This is a genomic window from Burkholderia alba, assembly GCF_034721475.1.
GTDB lineage: Bacteria > Pseudomonadota > Gammaproteobacteria > Burkholderiales > Burkholderiaceae > Burkholderia > Burkholderia alba.
In genome coordinates, this window is the sequence record NZ_JAWJWL010000007.1 from 110,516 (window position 1) to 133,377 (window position 22,862).

General features: G+C 69.0%; 25 protein-coding genes. 15 read left to right on the forward strand and 10 right to left on the reverse strand.

All coding sequences use genetic code 11. From position 1 onward, the window contains the following. Positions 1-361: 361 nt before the first annotated feature. The 5 genes from RZR99_RS09930 to pxpB all read right to left on the reverse strand — a co-directional run bounded on the left by RZR99_RS09930 (position 362) and on the right by pxpB (position 4,785). Complete coding sequence (locus RZR99_RS09930; RefSeq protein ID WP_323119579.1) at positions 362-1,318, reverse strand: DUF979 domain-containing protein; 957 nt, start codon at positions 1,316-1,318, stop codon at positions 362-364. Then, a complete protein-coding gene (locus RZR99_RS09935) occupies positions 1,315-2,061 on the reverse strand; it encodes a DUF969 domain-containing protein (RefSeq protein WP_323119580.1) in 747 nt (248 codons plus the stop codon). The genes RZR99_RS09930 and RZR99_RS09935 overlap by 4 nt, the downstream gene beginning before the upstream one ends. A 183-nt stretch (positions 2,062-2,244) precedes the next feature. After that, positions 2,245-3,009: a 5-oxoprolinase subunit PxpA gene (gene pxpA / locus RZR99_RS09940; protein ID WP_323119581.1), complete on the reverse strand. Its 765-nt coding sequence runs from the start codon at positions 3,007-3,009 to the stop codon at positions 2,245-2,247. A gap of 52 nt (positions 3,010-3,061) precedes the next feature. Further along, the gene (locus RZR99_RS09945) at positions 3,062-4,132 is read right to left on the reverse strand and encodes a 5-oxoprolinase subunit C family protein (RefSeq protein WP_323119582.1); all 1,071 of its coding nucleotides are present in this window, start codon (positions 4,130-4,132) and stop codon (positions 3,062-3,064) included. Beyond that, positions 4,129-4,785: a 5-oxoprolinase subunit PxpB gene (gene pxpB, locus RZR99_RS09950; protein ID WP_323119583.1), complete on the reverse strand. Its 657-nt coding sequence runs from the start codon at positions 4,783-4,785 to the stop codon at positions 4,129-4,131. The genes RZR99_RS09945 and pxpB overlap by 4 nt, the downstream gene beginning before the upstream one ends. Before the next feature lie 153 nt (positions 4,786-4,938). Here pxpB and RZR99_RS09955 point away from each other — a divergent pair, with 153 nt between their 5' ends. Next, a complete protein-coding gene (locus RZR99_RS09955; RefSeq protein WP_323119584.1) occupies positions 4,939-5,451 on the forward strand; it encodes a winged helix DNA-binding protein in 513 nt (170 codons plus the stop codon). Between the two features lie 39 nt (positions 5,452-5,490). Here the strand turns inward: RZR99_RS09955 and RZR99_RS09960 are convergent, their stop codons facing one another. Continuing rightward, entirely contained in the window at positions 5,491-6,087 is a 597-nt protein-coding gene (locus RZR99_RS09960; protein WP_323119585.1) for a 5-formyltetrahydrofolate cyclo-ligase, read from the reverse strand. 20 nt (positions 6,088-6,107) lie between these two features. Here RZR99_RS09960 and RZR99_RS09965 point away from each other — a divergent pair, with 20 nt between their 5' ends. Genes RZR99_RS09965 through RZR99_RS09985 form a run of 5 tightly spaced genes read left to right on the forward strand, consistent with a single transcriptional unit; the run spans position 6,108 to position 11,410 of the window. Continuing rightward, positions 6,108-8,063: a lytic transglycosylase domain-containing protein gene (locus RZR99_RS09965; protein WP_323119586.1), complete on the forward strand. Its 1,956-nt coding sequence runs from the start codon at positions 6,108-6,110 to the stop codon at positions 8,061-8,063. A 56-nt stretch (positions 8,064-8,119) separates the two neighbouring features. Then, complete coding sequence (locus tag RZR99_RS09970; protein ID WP_323119587.1) at positions 8,120-9,079, forward strand: complex I NDUFA9 subunit family protein; 960 nt, start codon at positions 8,120-8,122, stop codon at positions 9,077-9,079. Positions 9,080-9,135: 56 nt separating this feature from the next. Beyond that, complete coding sequence (locus tag RZR99_RS09975) at positions 9,136-9,783, forward strand: glutathione S-transferase family protein (RefSeq protein WP_323119588.1); 648 nt, start codon at positions 9,136-9,138, stop codon at positions 9,781-9,783. After that, the gene (locus RZR99_RS09980) at positions 9,780-11,021 is read left to right on the forward strand and encodes a multifunctional CCA addition/repair protein (RefSeq protein ID WP_323119589.1); all 1,242 of its coding nucleotides are present in this window, start codon (positions 9,780-9,782) and stop codon (positions 11,019-11,021) included. Before RZR99_RS09975 ends, RZR99_RS09980 begins: the two co-directional genes overlap by 4 nt. A gap of 59 nt (positions 11,022-11,080) precedes the next feature. After that, positions 11,081-11,410 (forward strand): pentapeptide repeat-containing protein, encoded by a 330-nt coding sequence (locus tag RZR99_RS09985; protein WP_323119590.1) that lies wholly within the window; start codon positions 11,081-11,083, stop codon positions 11,408-11,410. 39 nt (positions 11,411-11,449) lie between these two features. On the opposite strand, the gene RZR99_RS09990 is transcribed toward RZR99_RS09985, so the two are convergent. The 4 genes from RZR99_RS09990 to flgA all read right to left on the reverse strand — a co-directional run bounded on the left by RZR99_RS09990 (position 11,450) and on the right by flgA (position 15,104). Further along, entirely contained in the window at positions 11,450-12,829 is a 1,380-nt protein-coding gene (locus RZR99_RS09990) for an SGNH/GDSL hydrolase family protein (protein ID WP_323119591.1), read from the reverse strand. Positions 12,830-12,975: 146 nt separating this feature from the next. Then, positions 12,976-13,416, reverse strand: a complete 441-nt coding sequence (locus tag RZR99_RS09995; protein ID WP_323119592.1) for a flagella synthesis protein FlgN — start codon at positions 13,414-13,416, stop codon at positions 12,976-12,978. Between the two features lie 75 nt (positions 13,417-13,491). Next, a complete protein-coding gene (gene flgM / locus RZR99_RS10000) occupies positions 13,492-13,848 on the reverse strand; it encodes a flagellar biosynthesis anti-sigma factor FlgM (protein WP_323119593.1) in 357 nt (118 codons plus the stop codon). A 131-nt stretch (positions 13,849-13,979) separates the two neighbouring features. Beyond that, on the reverse strand, positions 13,980-15,104 hold the full coding sequence (flgA, locus tag RZR99_RS10005; protein WP_323119594.1) for a flagellar basal body P-ring formation chaperone FlgA: 1,125 nt from the start codon (positions 15,102-15,104) through the stop codon (positions 13,980-13,982). Between the two features lie 202 nt (positions 15,105-15,306). Between flgA and flgB the strand changes: the two genes are divergently transcribed. From flgB to flgJ, 9 genes are all read left to right on the forward strand, one after another. Beyond that, on the forward strand, positions 15,307-15,777 hold the full coding sequence (gene flgB, locus RZR99_RS10010) for a flagellar basal body rod protein FlgB (RefSeq protein WP_323119595.1): 471 nt from the start codon (positions 15,307-15,309) through the stop codon (positions 15,775-15,777). Positions 15,778-15,838: 61 nt separating this feature from the next. Further along, positions 15,839-16,264, forward strand: coding sequence for a flagellar basal body rod protein FlgC (flgC, locus tag RZR99_RS10015; protein WP_323119596.1), 426 nt, complete (start codon positions 15,839-15,841; stop codon positions 16,262-16,264). Between the two features lie 32 nt (positions 16,265-16,296). Next, positions 16,297-17,139: a flagellar hook assembly protein FlgD gene (locus RZR99_RS10020; protein ID WP_323119597.1), complete on the forward strand. Its 843-nt coding sequence runs from the start codon at positions 16,297-16,299 to the stop codon at positions 17,137-17,139. A 30-nt stretch (positions 17,140-17,169) separates the two neighbouring features. Next, entirely contained in the window at positions 17,170-18,417 is a 1,248-nt protein-coding gene (flgE, locus tag RZR99_RS10025; protein ID WP_323119598.1) for a flagellar hook protein FlgE, read from the forward strand. A 31-nt stretch (positions 18,418-18,448) separates the two neighbouring features. After that, the gene (locus RZR99_RS10030; protein ID WP_323119599.1) at positions 18,449-19,201 is read left to right on the forward strand and encodes a flagellar basal body rod protein FlgF; all 753 of its coding nucleotides are present in this window, start codon (positions 18,449-18,451) and stop codon (positions 19,199-19,201) included. Between the two features lie 29 nt (positions 19,202-19,230). Continuing rightward, complete coding sequence (gene flgG / locus RZR99_RS10035; RefSeq protein ID WP_323119600.1) at positions 19,231-20,019, forward strand: flagellar basal-body rod protein FlgG; 789 nt, start codon at positions 19,231-19,233, stop codon at positions 20,017-20,019. A 21-nt stretch (positions 20,020-20,040) separates the two neighbouring features. Next, positions 20,041-20,745 carry a flagellar basal body L-ring protein FlgH gene (gene flgH, locus RZR99_RS10040; protein ID WP_323119601.1) on the forward strand — a complete coding sequence of 235 codons (705 nt, stop codon included), beginning with the start codon at positions 20,041-20,043 and terminating at the stop codon, positions 20,743-20,745. Next, the gene (locus tag RZR99_RS10045; RefSeq protein WP_407655427.1) at positions 20,739-21,932 is read left to right on the forward strand and encodes a flagellar basal body P-ring protein FlgI; all 1,194 of its coding nucleotides are present in this window, start codon (positions 20,739-20,741) and stop codon (positions 21,930-21,932) included. The genes flgH and RZR99_RS10045 overlap by 7 nt, the downstream gene beginning before the upstream one ends. Next, positions 21,932-22,858 (forward strand): flagellar assembly peptidoglycan hydrolase FlgJ, encoded by a 927-nt coding sequence (flgJ, locus tag RZR99_RS10050; protein ID WP_323119602.1) that lies wholly within the window; start codon positions 21,932-21,934, stop codon positions 22,856-22,858. Before RZR99_RS10045 ends, flgJ begins: the two co-directional genes overlap by 1 nt. Positions 22,859-22,862 lie beyond the last annotated feature (4 nt).

Here is a 22,862-nt window from a genome sequence, read left to right on the forward strand (position 1 = left end):
AGTTTCAAATAGAAAAAAGCGCTACGGGGAATTACCAAAAATACAGCGCGGGGTTAGCGTTGCCGGCACGTATTTACGTGCCGGCGGCGGGTTGTCTGCATGCACGGCGGGGCCACACCACTGATAAACCCGCATGCGGGCACACGTGCAGAGTCAGCTAGACGTTCCGCCGTTCGGCCGGGGGAAGCAATCGGGCGGCGGCGGACGCGTTTTATCCGGCGGATCCGATTCGTTTCCGATTAACGGTGACGTTTTTTAATGTCACGGTTCCGGATGGTATATTTAAACGCGTGATCGTCCGTTTCACTCGATTCAAAAGAAAAAAGCGCCGCGAGGGCGCTTTTCTTTTATCCGGCGAAGGTTATCGGAACATCAGGACATTCAGCAGGAAGATGTTCGCGGCCAGGATCGCGAGCGCGGTCGGCACCTGCACCTTGATCACGGCATTCTTGTCCGGCAGTTCGAGCAGCGCGGCGGGCACCATGTTGAAGTTCGCCGCCATCGGCGTCATCAGCGTGCCGCAGTAGCCGGAGAACATCCCGATCGCGACCATCACCGCCGGGTCGCCATGGAACACGTTGACGAGGATCGGCACCCCGACGCCGCCGGTCATCACGGGGAACGCCGCGAAACCGTTGCCCATCACCATCGTGAAGAGCGCCATCCCGATGCAGTACACCGCCACCGCGATCAGCCGGTAATCGAGGCTGATGAACGACGTGGTCACATGCGCGACCGCCTTGCCCACGCCGGCGTCGGAGAACACCAGGCCGAGCATGCCGAGCATCTGCGGCAGCACCGCCGCCCACGACAGCGCGTCGACGAGCCGCCGGGTTTCCTTCATCGATTGTCCGACCGTGTCGCGGGTCATCACGCACGCGATGCCGAGCGCGATCACGCAGCCGATGCCGAAGCCGATCAGCGTGACGTTCTTCGGGTCGATCAGCGGCACGCCGCCGGTCTTCAGGTGGCTCGCGGCGAGCGTGACCACGACGGTGACGAACGGGATCGTCAGCGCCGGCACGAACAGCCGGTTGCCGCGCCGCGCGGCGCTCGCCTTGCGCGCGTCCTCGGACAGCAGCTTCGGCTTGGCCGCGGTGACGCCGCCGAAGCCGGCGATCAACGCCATCACGATCACGAGTACGCCGACCAGCTCGACGGGCAGGTGGTCGCCGGCGAGAAAGATCAGCGCGTAGAGAATCCAGAAGCCGCCGGCGGTGAAGCGGCGCGGGTGGTCGCGATCGGTGACGATCATCCCGCCGACGATCAGCAGCACGACGCCGAGCAGCCAGAACAGGTAAGTGAGGGTGAGCGTCATGCGTGGTCTCCCCGGTCGGCGGCGCGCGCGGCATGCGCGGCGCCGGCGGCAACGAGGCCGCCCAGCTCGCGCTCGAGCCGGCGGTCGAGCAGCCACAGCCGGAAGCCGTGGATCAGGAACGCGCAGATGGCGGTCGGGATGCCCCACAGCGCGACGTGCATCGGTTCGACGACGATGCCGGCCTCCTTCAGGAACGTCACCATCAGCACGATCGCGCCGAACGCGACGAAGATGTCCTCGCCGAAGAACAGGCCGACGTTGTCGGTGGCCGCCGCATACGCGCGCAGCCGGTGGCGGGTCGGCTCGGGCAGCGGCCCGAAGCGGTTCTCGGTCGCGCCTTCGGCCATCGGCGCGATCAGCGGGCGCACCATCTGCGGATGGCCGCCGAGCCCTGTCAGGCCGACCGCCGCCGTGAGTTCGCGCACCAGCAGGTAGACGATCAGCAGGCGTCCCGCGGTGGCCGCCTTGATGGTGGCGATCCACGTCTGCGCGCGCTCGCGCAGCCCGTGCCGCTCGAGCAGCCCGATCACCGCCAGCGGCAGCAGGATGATCAGCGGGATGTTGCGGGTTTTGAGGAAGCCGGCGCCGATCGCGGCGAGGATCTTGTCGGGCGGGAAGTGCGCGCTCACGGCCGTGACGATCGCCGCGACCGCGACGATCAGCATCGGATTGAAGCGCAGCACGAAGCCGACGATGATCACGGCGACGCCGATCAGCGGCCATAGACTCACGGTGCTCTGCATTGACGATCTCCAGACAGGGTTTTATCTTTCGCCGCCCGCACGGCACGGACGGCGCTCAGCGGCCCGCGCGTCGCGCGGGCCGGCGAACTCCCGCGGCTCTGCCGGCCGCTCGAGGTTGCAGCTTGCCGCACGCGGCGCGGTGCGCGGCGCGTGGCGGTCGATCGTTTTCGCGGGGGCTGCGCGTTACGCGCGCTCGCCTGCGTGCAGCGCGCCGGGCGCGTGGATGTCGATGCCCGCGTGCTCGAGCGCCGCGCGGATGCGCCGCGCGAACGCGAGCGCGTGCGGACCGTCGCCGTGCAGGCAGACCGTTTGCGCATGCAGCGGCACCCATTCGCCGGTGACCGCGCGCACCCGCCGGCCGCGCACCATGTCGAGGGTGCGGGCGAGCATCTCGTCCTCGTCGTCGATCAGCGCGCCGGGCTGGCTGCGCGGCACCAGCGAGCCGTCCGCGCGGTAGCCGCGATCGGCGAACACTTCCTCGACGGCGGTGAGGCCCGCGCGCCGCGCGGCCGATACGAAGCCGCTGTTCGCGAGGCCGAACACGGCCAGCGACGGATCGAAATCGTGGATCGCGGACACGACCGCGTCGGCGATGTCGATGTCGCGCGCGGCCTGGTTGTAGAGCGCGCCGTGCGGTTTGACGTGCGCGATGCGTCCGCCTTCCGCCTGCGCGATCGCCGACAGCGCACCCAGCTGATAGAGCACGCCCGCGTAGATTTCGCCGGCGGGCAGATCCATTTCCTTGCGGCCGAAATTCTCGGGATCGTGAAAGCTCGGATGCGCGCCGATCGCCACGTTCTTCTCGACGGACCAGCGCACGCAGTCGCGCATCGCCTGCGCGCCCCCCGCGTGCCAGCCGCAGGCGATGTTGGCCGACGTGACGAGATCGAGCAGCGCCTCATCCGAGCCGCACCCTTCGCCGAGATCGGCATTCAGATCGATTTCCATGGTGTCCTCGTCCAAAGGGGCTGATTTTTCAGGGGGCATGCCGTTCGCCTCGTCATGCCGCCCGGTTCCGCGCGCGTTCGCGCGCTTCGTCGCGCATCGCGATCGCGACGTCGATCTGCCGCAGGTACGCGCGTTCGGCCGCGAGCGCCTCATGGGCGGTTTCGAGCGTCGCCGGCACGAAGCGGATCGGCAAATTCAGGCGCGCCTGCGCGAGCTTCCACAGATCGGCGCGGATCACCGTGCCGATCTTCGGATAGCCGCCCGTGGTCTGCGCGTCGCTCATCAGCACGATCGGCTGGCCGTTCGGCGGCACCTGGATCGTGCCGGGCAGCACCGCGTGCGACAGCAGGTCGTCCGCCTTGCTTCGCGCGAGCGCGGTGCCCGCCAGCCGGTAGCCCATCCGGTTGCTGTTCGGCGTGACGATCCATTCGTCGTCCCACAGCGTCTGCTGCGACGCCGGGGTGAAGCTCGCGTATTGCGGGCCGGGCAGCACCCGCACGGGCATCGCCCAGGGCGCGTGCGCGGGGCGGTGGCGGCGCGGCGGTTCGTCGATCCGCGTGAATGCGCACCAGGCCGGTGCCTTCACGCCGAACTCGGGTGCGTCGGCGGCGAGGCAGCCGGGCACGTCCGCCGCCGGCGCGCCGACCGGCAGGCGGTCGCCGTCGCGCAGCGCGCGGCCGCCGAGGCCGCCGAAGCGCGACGCGAGATCGGTGCTGCGCGAGCCGATCATCGGCAGCACGTCGACGCCGCCCGCGATGCACAGATAGCCGCGCATCCCGCGCTTGGCGACGGGCAGCACGAGTGTCTGGCCCGCGCGCACGGGCAGGCTCCACCAGGAATAAACGGGCTGGCCGTCGAGCGTCGCGCCGAATTCGGTACCGGTGATCGCGATGCGCGTCGCGCGCGGAAAGTGGAACGACGCCGGGCCGAAGGTGATTTCGACGGCCGCGGCGTCGGGGCGGTTGCCGACCAGCCGGTTGCCGACTTCGAGCGCGAGCGTGTCGAGTGCGCCGCCTTGCGCGACGCCGAGATGCCGGAAGCCGTGCCGGCCGAGATCCTGGACGGTCGACAGCGGGCCGGCGCGCAGCACTTCAATGTTGCCGGCGGAAGCGTGACGGTTCATGACGCATGCACTCCCGCGACGGTGAAGCGCACCCGGTCGCCCGGCTGCAGCAGGGTCGGCGGCGTTTGCGCGGGATCGAACAGCGCGAGCCGGGTGCGGCCGATCAGCTGCCAGCCACCGGGGGCGGCGGCGGGGTAGATGCCGGTCTGCTCGCCGCCGATGCCGACCGAGCCGGCCGGCACTTCGAGCCGGGGCGCCGCGCGCCGCGGCGTGTGCAGCGCGGCGTCGAGGCCACCCATGTAGCTGAAGCCGGGCTGGAAGCCGAGGAAGAACACGACGTAGCGGCCGCCCGCGTGGCGCCGCACGACTTCGTCGACGGACAGCCCGGTGTGCGCGGCGACCGCATCGAGATCGGGGCCGGATGCGCCCCCGTATTCGACCGGAATGTCGATCTCGCGGCCGCTCTCGGCCACGCCGTCCGCCGCGTCCCACGCGGCCTGCAGCATGGGCAGCAGCGTCGCGGCGGCGGTGGCGAGCGGATCGAACACGATCGTCAGGTTGTTCATGCCCGGCACGATGTCGACGACGTGCGGCCAGTGCCGCGCCGCGGTGGCGACGGCCCAGATGCGGCGCTGGCAGTCGAGCGTCGCGGGGGGCGGCGCTTCGCAGACCAGGGCGGAATCGCCGAGCGGATAGAGGCGTGGAGTGGTCATGGGTGGCAAGCATACGGCGGAACGCCGCTGGTCAAGAATACATTGTCAATAAAATGTCGATAACTTATCAATAAGCGTTTTTGCGGAGGAGGCGCCGCGCGGGTTCTGTCGTACACTGCGGCTCACCTCGAACCGAGCCGGACCGTTTCCGCCATGCAGCGCCATCCGACCAAGATTGTCTCTTCCGAACATCTCGTTTCCGAGAACAGCGCGGAATTATCCGAACTCGAGTACGGCCTCATCATGGCAAGCAACGCGTTCAATCGCTGGATGGTGAGGTGTATGGCGGCGGCGGGCGCGAAGGACATGACGGCGGTCGAGGTGTCGCTGCTGCATCACGTCAGCCATCGCGAACGGAAGAAGAAGCTCGCGGATATCTGCTTCGTGCTCAATATCGAAGATACCCACGTTGCCACGTATGCGCTTAAGAAGCTCGTAGCTAGAGGGTATGTAAACAGCGAAAAGACAGGCAAGGAAGTGTTCTTTTCCGCGACTCAGGCGGGGCGCGATCTCTGCATGAAATACCGCGAGGTGCGCGAGCACTGCCTGATCGAGACGCTCAAGGACAGTGGTCTGACCAATGAGCAGATCGGCGAGGCCGCGCAGCTGCTGCGCAACGCATCGGGCCTCTACGACACGGCGGCGCGCGCGGCGGCGTCGCTGTAGGCGGCGCGCGGTCGCATCCGCTCCGCCGCCCGGCCGGCGTCAGCCGCCCGAGCGGATCGGGCCCGCATCGGTCACGATCCAGTCGAGCGGCCGGTCGTGCGCTTCGCGCGGCAGCGCGTCCACTCCGCACACCTCATAGGCGACGCCGACCGTGACCGGCCGCGTCGCGTCCGGCCATGCGCAGAGCGTGCGGTCGTAGTAGCCGCCGCCATAGCCGAGCCGGTAGCCGGCGCGATCGAAACCCACGCAGGGAATCAGCAGCAGGTCCGGCACGACCGGCTCGTCCGACGCCGGTTCGGGGATCCGGTGATGGCCTTCGCGCATCGGCGCATCGGGGCGCCATGCATGGAATTCGAGCGGGGTGTGGGGCTGTCTGATGACCGGCAACGCAGCCTGCCGGTCCGGGTCGCCCGCGAGCCAGGCGGACACCGCCGCGCGCGCGTCGAACTCTCCCGCGAGCGGCCAGTAGAAGCCGACCGTGCGCGGCGCATGCGTGCGCAGCAACGCGAGCACGCAGCGCGCGAGCGCGGCGTTCGCGAGCGGTTCGCCGTGCGCGTCGCGGCGCTTCTGCGCAAGCGTTTTGCGCAGGATCCGCTTCGCGTCCGCGGCAGGGGGGCGTGCTATGCTTCCGCTCACTTCGTGCTCCCTTCATAACGATGTCAACCAGCCTTTTTCGAGTATATCGCGCGGCATTGCTGACGCTCGTCACCGTCACGCTGGCCGGGTGGGCAGCCTCGTGCGCCGCGCAGTCCGCCGACGATGCGACGTCGAATGACGACCAGGTGTTCGTGCAGTTGCGCGAAGCCGCGCGCAAGAACGATCCGGCGCGCGCCGCGCAGCTCGCCGCGATGATTCCGAACTATCCGGCGCCGTCCTACGTCGAGTACTTCCAGATCAAGCCGCAGCTGTTCGATTCGAGCGGGCGCGCGCGCACCGACGCGCCGGACGCGCCGGTGCTGTCGTTCCTGTCGCGCTACGACGGCCAGGCGATCGCCGACCGGCTGCGCAACGACTACCTGCTCGTGCTGGGCGCGCGCCACGACTGGCGCAACTTCGACGATCAGTACAAGCGCTTCGTGCTGGACGACGACACCCAGGTGAAGTGCTACGCGCTCGAATCGCGCGCGGCACGCGGCGAAAACGTCGCGGATGCGGCGCGCGCGCTGCTCGTCGATCCGAAGTACTACGGCGACGCATGCGTCGATCTGGTCACCGCGCTGTCCGTCAATCAGCAGTTCTCGTCCGACGACGTCTGGGCGCAGATCCGTCTCGCCTACGAGCAGAACTACACGACGCTCGGCGGCAAGCTCGCCGACGTGCTCGGCCCGCGTCCGGCCGGATTCGACCAGGCGACCAGCGCGCCGCCGCTGTATCTGGCGCGCGGCGTGTCGCCGGATCCGGCGTCGCGGCAGCTCGCGCTGCTCGCGATCACGCGCATGGCGCGCAACGATCCCGACATGGCCGCGGCGTCGATGACGTCGCTCGGCACCTCGCTCGGCAAAGCCGAACAGGCGATCGGCTGGGGCGAGGTCGGCTATCAGGCGGCCATCAAGCGGATGCCGCAGGCGGCGCTGCTGTTCCAGAAATCGAAGGGCGCGCTGCTGTCGAATCCGGCCTATGAGTGGCGCACCCGCGCGGCGCTGCTCGCCGGCGACTGGCCGATGGTGCGCTGGTCGATCGAGCAGATGCCGGATGCGCTGCGCGGCCAGCCGACCTGGGTGTATTGGCACGCGCGCGCGCTGAAGCAGGGCGGCGACACGCTGCAGGCGAACCAGGAGTTCGAGCAGATCGCCGGGCAGTTCGGTTTCTACGGGCAGCTCGCGGGCGAGGAGCTGGGCCAGAAGACGACGATCCCGCCGCGCACGACGGTGACGGACGCGGAGATCGGCGAGATGAGCAAGGTGCCGGGCTTCGCGCTCGCGCAGCGTTTCTACGCGCTGAACCTGCGTCTCGAAGGCAATCGCGAATGGAACTGGCCGCTGCGCGGGATGACCGACCGGCAACTGCTCGCGGCCGCCGAATACGGCAAGCGCGTCGATCTGCTCGATCGCACCGTCAACACGGCCGACCGCACGAAGGCGGAGCACGATTTCACGCTGCGCTATCCGTCGCCGTACCGCAATATCGTCGAGCGCTATGCGCAGACCAACGGGCTCGACATCGAATGGGCGTACGGCCTGATCCGTCAGGAGTCGCGCTTCATCACCAACGCCCGCTCGTCGGTGGGCGCGGGCGGCCTGATGCAGCTGATGCCCGCGACCGCGCAGCTGGTCGCGAAGAAGCTCGGCCTCGGCACCGTGTCGCGCGCGCAGATGCACGACATCGACACCAACATCCAGCTCGGCACCTGGTATCTGTCGGATATCTACCAGAAGTTCGACAATTCGCCGGTGCTCGCGACGGCCGGCTACAACGCCGGGCCGGGCCGGCCGCGCCAATGGCGGCAGGTGCTGGTGCAGCCGGTCGAGGGGGCGATCTTCGCGGAAACGATCCCCTTCAACGAGACGCGCGACTACGTGAAGAACGTGCTGTCGAACACGACGTACTACGCGGCGCTGTTCGAAGGGAAGCCGCAATCGCTGAAGGCGCGCCTGGGATTCATCGCGCCTTGACCGCTTCGTGACACCGCCGCGTCCGACGCGGCGGTGTGCTTTGGTGAGGCACGATCATGCAGCGTCAAACCGTCGCCGTGCTGGGCGGCACCGGCTTCATCGGCAGCCGGCTCGTCCATGCGTTCGTCGCCGCGGGCTGGCAGGTGCGGGTGGCGACCCGGCGGCGCGAGCATGCGCGCCAGCTCGCGATGCTGCCCGTCGAGATCGTCGAGCTGGACGGCTTCGACACGCGCGGGTTCGCGCGCTTCGCGGCCGGCGCGGACGCGGCCGTCAATCTGATCGGCGTGCTGCACGGCGGGCACGGCAACCCGTACGGCGAACGTTTCGCGCGGCTGCACGTGGCGGTGCCGGGTTCGCTCGCGGCCGCGTGCGTGCAGGCCGGCGTGCCGCGCGTGCTGCATGTCAGCGCGCTCGGCGCCGATTCGCACGGACCGAGCATGTATCTGCGCTCGAAGGGCGACGGCGAGGCCGCGTTGCATGCCGAAGCGGCCACCGGTAGGCTGGCGGCAACGGTATTCCGGCCGTCCGTCGTGTTCGGCCCCGGCGACGCGTTTCTCACGACCTTCGCGCGCCTGCAGCGCACGCTGCCGGTGCTGCCGCTCGCGATGCCCGATGCGCTGTTCCAGCCGGTCTACGTCGGCGACGTCGTGCGGGCGATCGTCAACGCGGCCGGGCGCGACGCGACCCGCGACCATACCTACGAACTCGGCGGCCCCGCCACCTATACGCTCGAACAGCTGGTGCGCTACAGCGGCGCGCTGGGCGGGCGCAGCGCGCGGATCGTGCGCTTGCCGCACGCGCTCGCGCGGCTGCAGGCGTTCGTCTTCGAGCATCTGCCGGGCGAGCCGGTGATCTCGCGCGACAATCTGGCGTCGATGACGGTACCGAACGTGCTGAGCGGCCCGCTCGCCCCCGAGCTGGGAATCCGGCCCGCGAGCCTCGAAAGCGTCGCGCCGACCTATCTCGGCGACGCGGCCCGGCGCTCGCGCTTCGACCGCTGGCGCGCGCGGCACTGAGCGTCGCGCCGGGCGGCGGCGTGCCAATCGATTTCATTTACTGACAGAGCGGATTCATGAAACTCATCATCGGAGACAAGAACTATTCGTCGTGGTCGATGCGGCCGTGGGTGCTGCTCACGCACTTCGGCATCCCGTTCGACGAGGTACTGATCGAGCTGCGCCGCGACGATACGAACGCGCGCATCCTCGAACACTCGCCGTCGGGCAAGGTGCCGTGCCTCGTCGACGACGCGCTCGGCGCGGTGTGGGAGTCGCTCGCGATCGTCGAGACGCTCGCGGAGCGTTTTCCGCAGCATCCGATGTGGCCGCGCGACCCGGCGGCGCGCGCGCAGGCGCGCAGCATCTCGGCCGAGATGCATGCGGGGTTCGGCGCGCTGCGCAACGAGATGCCGCTCAACGTGCGGGAGGCGTGGCCGGGACGCGGCGCGACGCCGGCATCGCTCGCCGACGTCGCGCGAGTCGACGCGCTGTGGCGGCGCTGTCTCGCGGCGTCGGGCGGCCCGTTTCTGTTCGGCGAATTCTCGATCGCCGACGCGATGTATGCTCCCGTCGTGCTGCGCTTCAATACCTATGCGCCGCCGCTGTCGCCGGAGGCCGGCGCGTATGCGGCGCGCATCACCGCGCTGCCCGCGGTGCGGGCCTGGATCGACGACGCGCGGCGCGAAACGCATTGCGTCGACGTCTACGGAGCGCAGGCATGAACATCTACGCGGTCGGCGGCGCGATTCGCGATGCGCTGCTCGGCGTGCCGGTGCAGGATCGCGACTATGTCGTCGTGGGCGCGACGCCCGAACAGATGGCCGCGCAGGGTTTCAAGCCGGTCGGCAAGGATTTTCCGGTGTTCCTGCATCCCGATACGCACGAGGAATATGCGCTCGCGCGCACCGAGCGCAAGACGGCGGCGGGCTATCACGGGTTCCAGTTCTACTTCGCGCCCGACGTGACGCTCGAGGAGGATCTCGCGCGCCGCGACCTGACGATCAACGCGATGGCGCGCGCAGTCAGTCCCGACGGCGCGCTGGTCGGCCCGGTCGTCGATCCGTTCGACGGGCAGGCGGATTTGCGCGCGAAGGTGTTCCGGCATGTCGGCGACGCGTTCGTCGAGGATCCGGTGCGTATCCTGCGGCTCGCGCGTTTCGCCGCGCGCTTCGCCGATTTCACCGTCGCGCCCGGCACGCTCGCGCTGATGCGCGAGATGGTCGCGGCAGGCGAGGTGGATGCGCTGGTGCCCGAGCGGGTCTGGCAGGAAATCGCGCGGGGGCTGATGGAAGCGCGGCCGTCGCGGATGTTTTCCGTGCTGCGCGAATGCGGTGCGCTGGCGCGCATCCTGCCCGAGATCGATGCGCTGTTCGGCGTGCCGCAGCGCGCCGACTACCACCCGGAAGTCGATACCGGCGTGCACGTGATGATGGTGGTCGATCATGCGGCGAAGCAGCGTTATTCGCTGCCGGTGCGTTTCGCCGCGCTGACGCACGATCTGGGCAAGGCGACGACGCCCGCCGACGTGCTGCCGCGCCACATCGGCCATGAGGGCCGCAGCGTCGACCTGCTCAAGCCGCTGTGCGACCGCCTGCGGGTGCCGAACGAATGCCGCGACCTGGCGGTGCTGGTCGCGCGCGAGCACGGCAATCTGCATCGCGTGATGGAGATGGGGGCGGCCGCGCTGGTGCGCCTGTTCGAGCGGACCGATGCGCTGCGCAAGCCCGCGCGCTTCGCGGAAGCGCTGCAGGCGGGCGAAGCGGATGCGCGCGGCCGGCTTGGCCTCGAAGCCCAACCTTATCCGCAGGCCGAGCGACTGCGGCAGGCGCTCGTCGCGGCGCGCGCGGTCGACGCGGGCGCGATCGCGAGCGGCTACGCGGGCGAGGCGGCGAAGATCAAGGACGCCGTGCATCGCGCACGGGTTCGGGCGGTGGCGCAGGCGATCGGGGTCGCCGAGTAGCGGCGGGGGCGGGGGCCGCCCGCCTGCCGGGTGGGGCGGAGATCGGTTGGCGGGGCGTCGTGGATGCGGGTCTTGCCGAGGCCGGTCTCGTCTCGTCGAGATCGACCTTCACCAAGCTGAGCCCGGCGGAGGCGACATCGCCGGGCCGATCTTGCCTGAGCCGGCCCGCCGAAACTCATTTCATCGAGATCGGCCTCATCGAAGTTGGTCTCACCGATGCGGACTTCACCGAAGCCGATCTCATCGGAGCCGATCTCATCGGAGCGGACCTCACCGAAGCCGACCCCACCGAAGCCGACCCCACCGAAGCCGACCCCACCGAAGCCGACCCCACCGAAGCGGATTCCACCGAAGTCGACTCCCCGAAGCCCCCACCAACACCACCCTGATCGGCCCGGCCCCCCAGCCCCCACCCCCGACCCAACCGCTCAATTCCCGAAACGCGCCCGCACGAACGGAGCGATCTGCCCGGCCAGCACCGCATGCGTGCGGGTGCCCGGATGCAGCATGTCCCAGAACACGAAGCGCGCCGGATCGCGACAATCGGCGCGGGGCGTCTGCGCGGCCACGTAGGTCAGCGACGACGGATGCGGGATGTCGAGACACGCACGCTTCGCCTCGTCGAAACCATACTGCTGCGGATGCGTGAGCAGGTCGTCGAACAGCGCGTACGCATCGAACAGCTCGAGCTTCAGCGCCGCGCCGTAGCGGGCGCGCAGCCCGGCCGCCGCGTCGGCGAGCCGGCGGTTGTAGTCCTGGACCTGGGCGGCGACGCGCGCGGCGTCGTTGCGGGTGGCGAACACCGGCGCGCGCGACACGTCCGGCAGCGTCAGCAGCACGATCCGCCGCGCCCCCGCCGCCGTCAGCCGGTCGAGGCTGTCGCGCACGGCATTCGCCGCTTGCTCGGGCGAGCGCCCGTAGTTCACCAGATCGTTGCCGCCCGCGAACACCGCGAACAGCGTGTTCTCGACCCGGTAGCCCGGCGCGCGATCCATGTACGCCCGCCAGGACTCCACCTGCTGCAGCAGCCCCGGCACGACCAGGTGCTGGTCGGTCGCCGCGCCGCCGATCGCCCAGTCGTACAGAGGGAGCCCGAGTGCCGTCGCGAGGTACTCGGCCCAGATCGGCCCGTCGCTGAAGCGCCCCGCGTGCCAGCTCGCGCTGTTCGGCAGCTTCCACTGGCTCGCGTTGTACATGTTCTGCGTGTCGGACAGGCTGTCGCCGAACACGATCAGCTTGTTGACGCGCGGCGCCTGCTGCGCGGCGTCGAGCGTCCAGATCGTGTAGTTGAACGACAGCGCGTTGTTGGCCGCGAGCGCCTGCGTCAAGTCGCGGCGGATGCCGCGCGCGTCGAGCGTCTTGCGGCAGACGCCGGCCAGCGTGTCCTGCGCGACCGGGCTGTAGAACATGTTCTTCCACTGCGTGATGCCGTCCGCCCACCAGTAGCCGGGCACCCGGTACCAGTCGCTGCTGCCGGGGTCGCGCGCCCATTCGTAGGTCGCCTTCGGTTCAAGCGGATTCGCGCTGATCCGATACCAGCAGCGCAGATACGTATAGGTATCGCTGCCGCGCCCGGCCGTGCGCGGCGTCATACCGGACGCGGACGCGGACGCAGGGGCGGACGTGCCGGGATCGATCAGCGGGCCGGAAGGCGACAGCGTCATGTCGCCCGCCGGCGTCGGCAGCGGCGGTGGTTGGGACGGTACGGCGGCGGCCGGCGCGACGGACGGCGGCAGCGCGGCCGCGCAGGCGGCGAGCGCCGCCGCGACGAGACGACGCCGGATCGGTGCGGGGATGCGTTGGGTCATGGGTGCCCTCGGAGGTTTCGTTATGACGAAGCGGCGCACGGCGCGCCGCCGCGTATCGGAGGGACACGATTGCCGGGCTCGGGCCCGGTCTGTCGATTCAGCGGATCAGGGAGGCGGCGGCCGGCCGCGCGGGGACGGAGACGCGCTCAGGGCGCGGTCGCCGAGACCCGTCCGTCCGGCCCGTAAAAGCCGACGCGCTCCGGCGCGGCGCGCAGCACCGCGAGCGCACGCTCGTTGTAATCCATCCGGATGCGGACCAGCATGCCGTTGTTCGCGTTGGCGCGTTGCGCGCGATCGGCCGACTGCTGCAGCAACTGCCAGCGGCTCGCGAGCCGAGTGTCGCTCTCGGCCGCCTGGTCCATGCCCTTCCTGCCGCCGGGAAACCCGAGCGCGGCAAGCTGGCTGTCGCGCAGCCGTTCGAGGTTCGCGAGCTGTTCGATCAGCCCGTTTTTCTTTTCGATGATGCCCGGCAGCGCCTCGAGCGGCGAGGCCATCGTCAGCGCTTTTTCTTCATAGGCGAGCAGCGACGCGAATGCCTCGACTGTCGCGTGTTCGTCATTGACCGTGGCCAGCAGTTCGTCTCTCATCGCGTCTCGCTCAAAACGCCGGTGCGCGGACATCCGCGCACCGCTTACTTCCCGTCGCGAGGCCGGAAGGCCCGCTCAGTTGCCGGTGGACGGCGTATTCCCGTTCTGCAGCAGCTCGTGGGCGGTCTGCAGCACCCCGTCGGCGATCTTGCCCGCGTCGATCGACAGCGTGCCGTTGCGGATCGCATCGCGGATCGATTCGACCTGGGCCGTATCGATATCGGCGCTGCCCGACGCGGCCAGCGCGCGCAGGTTCGACGACAGGCCGGACAGATTCACGTTCGCGTCCCCGGCGGGCGCGCCCGCGGCGCCTGCCGCGCCACCCGTGGCGGCCGTCGGGCCGGACTGGGTGCGCGCCGCGCCGGCGCTGGCGCCGGTGCTGGCGTTCGACAGCGTGCGGGCGCTCGATGAAGTGGTGGAATCGACTTTCACGATGGAGTTCCTGAACGGTTTGAGCAAGATAACGGCAAGGTCGGCTCAAACTTTAGCACCCGTTCTTCGACAAATGCCTGAATAAACAAAAGTTTGCAATCTAGGGGTCAGGTGGCGGATGTCCGCCGCCCCTAGAGCGGGATTTCCACGGTCCCGGCGTCCTTGACGATCGCCGTGACGATCTGGCCGGCCGCCATCCGGACTCGCACCTGCTGGCCGGGCGACCCGTTGCTGAGCACGCTGCCTTCGGCCGAGATGGTGAAGCCCTGGCCCGCCGCGACGACGCGCACGGTCTGGCCGATCGACACCGACGCCGCGCTCTTCAGCATGTCCTGGCGCAACGGCAGCCCGGCCGCCACGCGCGACAGCGCGATCGCGCCCACCGCCTGCGACGGATCGGTGATCACGGCGAGCGGCAGCACCGTCAGATCGCCGTCGCGGGCGACCAGATCGGCGGCGGTGAGCGCCTCGCCGGGCGCGATCTGCCGCGCGGCCACGTAATAGGTCGCCTGCACCGCGAGCTTGGCCTGCAGATAGATCGTCCACGGCCGCTCGCCCGCGCAGCGCACGCCGACCGTGGTGCGGCCCCACAGCCGGGCGCCGGTCGGCAGGAACGGTTCGAGCGTCGTGCACGCGGCGAGGCCGCGCTGAAACGCGGGCGCGACGGTGATGGTGGTCTTGCCGGGCAGCCCGGCGGCCTGTTGCTGAAGGAACGCGACGGCGGCGCGGCGGATCGCCTCGCCGTCCTGCTGGCCCGCCGGCACGGCGGGCTGCGGCGTACCGGTCGCGGCGGCGGGAGCGACGGGAACGGAGGCCACGGGCAGCCGGGCGGTGCGCAGCGCCACCGGCCGGATCGGCACTGCGCGCGGCGCGGCGGCCGCGCCCTGCTGCGCGTAGCGGGCCGTCGCGGGCGGCTCGGCCGGCGGCGCGACGCGGATCCAGCCCGGCGGAGCCGCTTCGGCCCCGGCCGGCTGGCCCGCATCGTCCTGCGCTGCCGCGGGCGTCACCTGCCGCCGGTTCAGCGCGGCGGCCTCCAGTGCGGCGCTCACGTTCGCGGCCGGTTTCGCCGCCGCCACGCGGGCCTGCGCGTTCGCGATCGCGGTTTCGGCCGATTCGCCGTGCCCCGGGATCACGATCATGCCGTCGTCGGCCTGCTGCGCCGGCGCCACGCACGCCCGGCTCGCCAGCGCCAGCATCAGGGCGAAGCGCACGAGCGGCCCGCGCACGGCGGTCGTGCGGCCTGCGTGAGTCGTCATCGCCCCTCCTCGAAGCCGTTGGTACGGATTGCATTCTAGGGATCGGGGCAGTCGCGCAAACGTAGAAAAGAGGGGGGCTTTACCGGTTATTCGTCCGATTGCCCGTTGCGCTGTCCGCCTACCATGCCTGTCATGGAAAAAAGCCTCTTTGGCCGCCGCGCGGCGAAAGAGCGGTGCATCGCTTGAGACGGAGAGACGCACGATGCTGGACAGACTCGATGCCGAATTCGCATTCGGCCGCCAGGCGCTCGATGTGCGCACGTATCGGCAGGAACTGATTTCATCGAACATCGCGAACGCGGATACCCCCGGGTATCAGGCTCGCGACGTCGATTTTTCGGCGACGCTCGCGCGCGCGCTGAAGCCGGCCGGCAACGCGACCCCGCTGCCGATGGCGCAGCCGGCGGGCGTGACGAGCGGGATGACGATGGTGTCGACGTCGGCCGGCCACATGGCGGGCAACGCGAGGCTGATCCCGACCGGCGGCCCGAGCGACGACTACGGCCGCGCGCAGTACCGGAACCCGCGCCAGCCCTCGCTCGACGGCAACACGGTCGATCTCGACATGGAGCGGGTGCAGTTCGCGGACAACGCGCTGCACTACCAGACCGGCCTGACCGTGATGACGCAGCAGATCAAGTCGATGCTGGCCGCGATCACGTCGGGCACCTGAGCCCGCCGCCGCACGGCACGCACGGTCATTCAACCAGCACGCAACGCGACAAGGAGCACGCATGCCTTCGCTGATGAACATTTTCGATGTCGCGGGTTCGGCGATGTCCGCCCAGTCCCAGCGCCTCAACGTCACGGCGTCGAACCTCGCCAACGCGGACAGCGTGACGGGGCCGGACGGCAAACCCTACAAGGCGAAGCAGGTGGTGTTCGCGGCCGACCCGATCGGCGGCGCGCGCACCCGCTCGGGACAGGGCGTGGGCGGCGTGAAGGTGAGCCAGGTGATCGACGATCCGTCGCCGATGAAGAGCACCTACGATCCGTCGAATCCGACCGCCGACGCCAACGGCTACGTCGAGATGCCGAACGTCGACCCGGTGCAGGAAATGGTCAACATGATTTCGGCATCGCGTTCGTACCAGGCGAACGTCGAGACGCTCAACACCGCGAAGCAGCTGATGCTGAAGACGCTGACGATCGGCACCTGAACCGCACACTCATCAAAGAAGGCGAACCGGAGATGACTTCCTCTTCCACCACCATCGGCGGCAACGGCACGACCGTGTCGAATCTGCCGTACGACACGATGAGCTCGAACAGCGCGTCGCGTCTCGCGTCGAGCAACGGCTCGTCCGGCACGAGCAGCACGTCGGGCAGCCTGAGCACGAGCACCAGCACGGGCGTGAGCACGTCGTCGAACACGCTGTCGACGACGTCCGCGGCCGACCTGCAGACCACCTTCCTGAAGCTGCTCGTCACCCAGCTGCAGAACCAGGATCCGACGAGCCCGGTCGACAGCTCGCAGATGACCTCGCAGCTCGCGCAGATCAACACGGTGAGCGGCATCGCGCAGCTGAATTCGTCGCTGACGTCGCTGTCGACGCAGCTGACGGCGGGCCAGCAGACCCAGGCGGCGATGCTGATCGGCTCGAACGTGCTCGCGCCGGGCAATACCGTGCCGGTGAAGAGCGGCGCGGCGTCGCCGTTCGGCGTGCAGCTGACCAGCAACGTGTCGAACCTCACGATCAACGTCAAGAATTCGTCGGGCGTGGTGGTCAACACGATCAACGCCGGCGCGCAATCGGCGGGCACCGTGCCGTTCAACTGGACGCCGACCGATACGGCCGGCAACGCGCTGCCCGACGGCACCTACACCATCAGCGCGAGCTACACGGACGCGAGCGGCAAGCAGTACACGCCGACGACGCTGTCCGCGTCGCAGGTGCTGAGCGTCGTCAAGCAGGCGGACGGCACGCCCGGGCTGGTGCTGTCGAACGGCACCACGGTCGGCTTCTCGCAGGTGGCGTCGATCTTCCCGAACGTGAAGACGGCGTCGAACAACCCGCCTTCCTCTTCCAACTAACTGATCCCACATCTCGGCACGGAGAACACCATGGGCTATCAACAAGGTCTGAGCGGTCTGGCAGGCGCGTCGAGCGATCTCGACGTGATCGGCAACAACATCGCCAACGCGAACACGGTCGGCTTCAAGGCCAGCCAGGCGCAGTTCGCCGACATGTACGCGAATTCCGTCGCGTCGGCCGTCAACAACCAGATCGGCATCGGCACGGTGATGTCGTCGGTGCAGCAGTCGTTCGGCCAGGGCACGATCGCGTCGAGCAACTCCACGCTGAACGTCGCGATCAACGGCAACGGCTTCTTCCAGATGTCGAACAACGGCGCGCTCACCTACTCGCGCGACGGCACGTTCCAGCGCGACAAGAACGGCTACCTCGTCAACTCGCAGGGCATGAACCTGATGGGCTACGCCGCGAACGCGAACGGCACCATCAACACCGCGACGACCGTGCCGCTGCAGGCGCCGACGACCAACATCGCGCCGAGCGCGACCACCAAGATCACCGCCCAGTTCAACCTCAACTCGCAGGACACGGTGCCGACCACGACGCCGTTCGACCCGAACACGCAGGCGTCGTACAACTGGTCGACGGAAGTCCAGGTCTACGACACGCTGGGCGGCTCGCAGCCCGTGACCATGTACTTCGTGAAGAGCGCGGCGCCCGCCGGCACCTGGCAGGCGTACTCGGGCGTGACCGGCCAGACGCCGACCAATCTCGGCACGATCACGTTCAACACGTCGGGCCAGATCACGAGCACGACGTCGGCCGCGACCGGCCAGCCGACCGCGACGGTGGGCCAGTTCGCGTTCTCGATCCCGAACACGACGGGCGGCGCGACGCCGCAGAACCTGACGCTCGACCTGACCGGCACGACCCAGTACGGCGGCAAGGACGGCGTGAACAATCTGGCGCAGGACGGCTATGCGAGCGGCACGCTGACCACCTTCACGATCGGCGCCGACGGCAAGGTATCGGGCAACTACTCGAACGGCCAGACCTCGACGCTCGGCCAGATCGCGCTCGCGAACTTCAACAACCCGAACGGGCTGGTGAACATCGGCGGCAACCAGTACATCGAGACGGCGCAGTCGGGCGTGCCGCAGATCTCCGCGCCGGGCAGCACCAACCACGGCACGCTGCAGGGCAGCTCGCTCGAGAACTCGAACGTCGACCTGACGAGCGAGCTGGTGAACCTGATCACCGCGCAGCGCAACTACCAGGCGAACGCGCAGACGATCAAGACCCAGCAGACCGTCGATCAGACGCTGATCAACCTCTGAACGCGGCTTCTCTCACGGACAACAGGCAGCCATGGACCGACTGATCTACACGGCGATGACGGGCGCGACGCAGTCGCTCGAACAGCAGGCCGTCATCGCGAACAACCTGGCGAACACGTCGACCACCGGCTTTCGCGCGCAGCTCGCGACGTTCCGCGCGGTGCCGATGAACTTCGGCGATGCGAGCAACCCGGTGACGACCCGCACCTACGTGCTGTCGTCGACGCCGGGCGCGGACTACACGCCGGGCCCGGTCAGCCGCACCGGCAATCCGCTCGACGTCGCGGTGCAGGGCCCGGGCTGGCTGTCCGTGATGCTGCCCGACGGCAGCGAAGGCTATACCCGCGCGGGCAACCTGCACGTCGACGAGGCCGGGCAACTGGTGACCGCCAACAACCTGCCGGTGGTGGGCAACGGCGGCCCGCTGTCGGTGCCGCCGAACGCGCAGGTCACGATCGGCAAGGACGGCACGGTGTCGGCGCTGATGCCGGGCGATCCGCCGACGGCCGTCGCGATGGTCGACCAGCTGAAGCTCGTCAATCCGGACCCGGCCACCATGACGCGCGGCAACGACGGCGTGTTCCGCACCGCCGACGGCAATCCGGCCGACCCCGATCCGAGCGTGACGCTCGCGCCGAATTCGCTCGAGGCGAGCAACGTCAATCCGGTGAGCGCGATGGTGTCGATGCTCGACAACGCGCGCGCGTTCCAGCTGCAGACCAAACTCATCGAATCCGCCGACCAGAACGAGCAGACGGCGAACCAGCTGCTCAATTTCAGCTAAGCGCCGCCGCATAAAGGAGAAGCCCTACCGTGAACCGTTCCCTCTACATCGCCGCCACCGGCATGAATGCGCAGCAGGCGCAGATGGATGTGATCTCGAACAACCTCGCCAACGTGAGCACCAACGGCTTCAAGGGCTCGCGCGCGGTGTTCGAGGATCTGCTGTACCAGACCGTGCGCCAGCCGGGCGCGAATTCGACCCAGCAGACCGAACTGCCGTCGGGCCTGCAGCTCGGCACCGGCGTGCAGCAGGTCGCGACCGAGCGTCTGTACACGCAGGGCAGCCTGCAGCAGACCGGCAATTCGAAGGACGTCGCGATCAACGGCCAGGGCTTTTTCCAGGTGCTGATGCCGGACGGCACCAACGCCTATACGCGCGACGGCTCGTTCCAGACCAACGCGCAGGGCCAACTGGTGACGTCGAGCGGCTATCAGGTGATCCCCGCCATCACGATCCCCGGCAACGCGACCTCGCTCACCATCGGCAAGGACGGCGTCGTGTCGGTCGTGCAGCCGGGCTCGAACAACGCGGTGCAGATCGGCGCGTTGCAGATCGCTACCTTCATCAATCCGACCGGCCTGCAGGCGCAAGGCGAAAACCTGTTCGCCGAGACCACGTCGTCGGGCGCGCCGAACGTGTCGCAACCGGGCCTGAACGGCGCGGGCACGCTCAGCGCCGGCTATGTGGAATCGTCGAACGTGAACGTCGTGCAGGAACTCGTCAACATGATCCAGACGCAGCGTGCCTACGAGATCAACAGCAAGGCGGTCACCACGTCCGACCAGATGCTGCAGACCGTCACGCAGATGTCGCGCTAACCGAATGCAGGTCACGCAGCAATGAAGCAGGTCCGCTCTCTCCCGCAACAGGCAGGCCGCGCGCGCGCGGCGGCCGCCTGCGCGCTCGCGTTCGCGGCGGCGCTGTCCGGCTGCGCGCTCGTGCCGCGCGAGCCGATCATCCAGCAGCCGATGACGGCGGCGCCGCCGCTGCCGCCGGCGGCGAACGCGCCGGGTTCGATCTTCAATCCGGGCTACGCCGGCCGGCCGCTGTTCGAGGATCAGCGCCCGCGCAACATCGGCGACATCCTGACGATCGTGATCGCGGAGAACATCAACGCGACGAAATCGTCGGGCGCGAACACGAACCGCCAGGGCAACACCAACTTCGACGTGCCGACGGCCGGCTTCCTGGGCGGCCTGTTCAACAAGGCGAACCTGTCGGCGAACGGCGCGAACAAGTTCGCGGCGACGGGCGGCGCGAGCGCGGCGAACACGTTCAACGGCACGATCACCGTGACGGTCACGGGCGTGCTGCCGAACGGCAATCTCGTCGTCAGCGGCGAGAAGCAGATGCTGATCAACCAGGGCAACGAATTCGTGCGCTTTTCCGGGGTGGTGAATCCGAACACGATCTCGGGCTCGAACTCGGTGTACTCGACCCAGGTGGCCGACGCGAAGATCGAGTATTCGGCGAAGGGCTACATCAACGAAGCCGAGAACATGGGCTGGCTGCAGCGCTTCTTCCTCAACGTGTCGCCGTGGTGATGACGATGCCGACCTTCCTCGAGCGGTGCCGCCGCCTCGATCCGCGCGCCGGGCTGCGCGCGGCGCTCGCCGCCGCGGCGCTGGCGTTCGCCGTGCTGGCGCCGGCCGCGCATGCGGAGCGCCTGAAGGATCTCGCGCAGATCCAGGGCGTGCGCGACAACCCGCTGATCGGCTACGGCCTCGTCGTCGGTCTCGACGGCACCGGCGACCAGACGATGCAGACGCCGTTCACGACCCAGACGCTCGCGAACATGCTCGCGAACCTCGGCATTTCGATCAACAACGGCTCGGCGAACGGCGGCGGCGCGTCGGCGATGACCAACATGCAGCTGAAGAACGTCGCCGCGGTGATGGTGACGGCCACGCTGCCGCCGTTCGCGCGGCCCGGCGAGGCGATCGACGTGACGGTGTCGTCGCTCGGCAACGCGAAGAGCCTGCGCGGCGGCACGCTGCTGCTGACGCCGCTGAAGGGCGCGGACGGCCAGGTCTACGCGCTGTCGCAGGGCAACATGGCGGTCGGCGGCGCGGGCGCGAGCGCGAACGGCAGCCGCGTGCAGGTGAACCAGCTGGCGGCCGGCCGGATCGTCGGCGGGGCGATCGTCGAGCGCTCGGTGCCGAACGCGGTCGCGCAGATGAACGGCGTGCTGCAGCTGCAGCTGAGCGACATGGATTACGGCACCGCCGAGCGCATCGTCTCGGCGGTCAACGCGAATTTCGGCCCGGGCACCGCGATGGCGCTCGACGGCCGCACGATCCAGCTCACCGCGCCCGCCGATTCGGCGCAGCAGGTCGCGTTCATGGCGCGCCTGCAGAACCTCGACGTGAAGCCCGAGAAGGCCGCGGCGAAGGTGATCCTGAACGCGCGCACCGGCTCGATCGTGATGAACCAGATGGTGACGCTGCAGAGCTGCGCGGTCGCGCACGGCAACCTGTCGGTGGTGGTCAACACGCAACCCGTGGTGTCGCAGCCCGGGCCGTTCTCGAACGGGCAGACGGTGGTCGCGCAGCAGTCGCAGATCCAGCTGAAGCAGGACAACGGGGCGCTGAAGATGGTGACGGCGGGCGCGAGCCTGGCCGACGTCGTGAAGGCGCTGAACTCGCTCGGCGCGACGCCGGCGGACCTGATGTCGATCCTGCAGGCGATGAAGGCCGCGGGCGCGCTGCGGGCCGACCTGGAGATCATCTGATGGCGAATCTTCCCAACGCGACGGATCTGTCGCAGCGCTTCGCGCTCGACGTGCAGGGCTTCGATTCCCTGCGCTCGCAGGCCGCCGCCTCGCCGCGCGAGGGCGCGAAGGCGGTCGCGGGCCAGTTCGACGCGATGTTCACGCAGATGATGCTGAAGAGCATGCGCGACGCGACGCCGTCGGGCGGCCTGTTCGATTCCAGCTCGTCGAAGATGTACACGTCGATGCTCGACCAGCAGCTGTCGCAGCAGATGTCGAAGCACGGCATCGGCGTGGCCGATGCGCTGATGAAGCAGCTGATGCGCAACGCCGGTCCGTCGGCCGACGGCGAGGGCGGCGAAGGCGGCCTCGTCGCGATGAACGCGATGGCGAAGGCTTACGCGGGCGCGTCGGGCAACAACGGCGGCCTCGCCGGCCCGCGCGGCTACTCGGCGAACAGCGCGCTGACGCCGTCGCTGAAGGGCGGCGGCTCGCCGCAGGCCGATGCGTTCGTCGAGAAGATGGCCGCGCCGGCGCAGGCCGCGAGCGCGGCGACGGGCATTCCGGCGCGCTTCATCGTCGGCCAGGCCGCGCTCGAATCGGGCTGGGGCAAGCGCGAGATCCGCGGCGCGGACGGCTCGGCGAGCCACAACGTGTTCGGCATCAAGGCGACCAAGGGCTGGACCGGCCGCACGGTGTCGGCCGTCACCACCGAGTACGTGGACGGCGCGCCGCGCCGCGTGGTCGCCCAGTTCCGCGCGTACGACTCGTACGAGCATGCGATGACCGACTACGCGAGCCTGCTGAAGAACAACCCGCGCTACGCGGGCGTGCTGAACGCGGGCGGCAGCGCGGAAGGCTTCGCGCACGGGATGCAGCGGGCCGGCTATGCGACCGATCCGCACTACGCGAAGAAGCTGATCTCGATCATGCAGCAGCTCGGTTGACCTG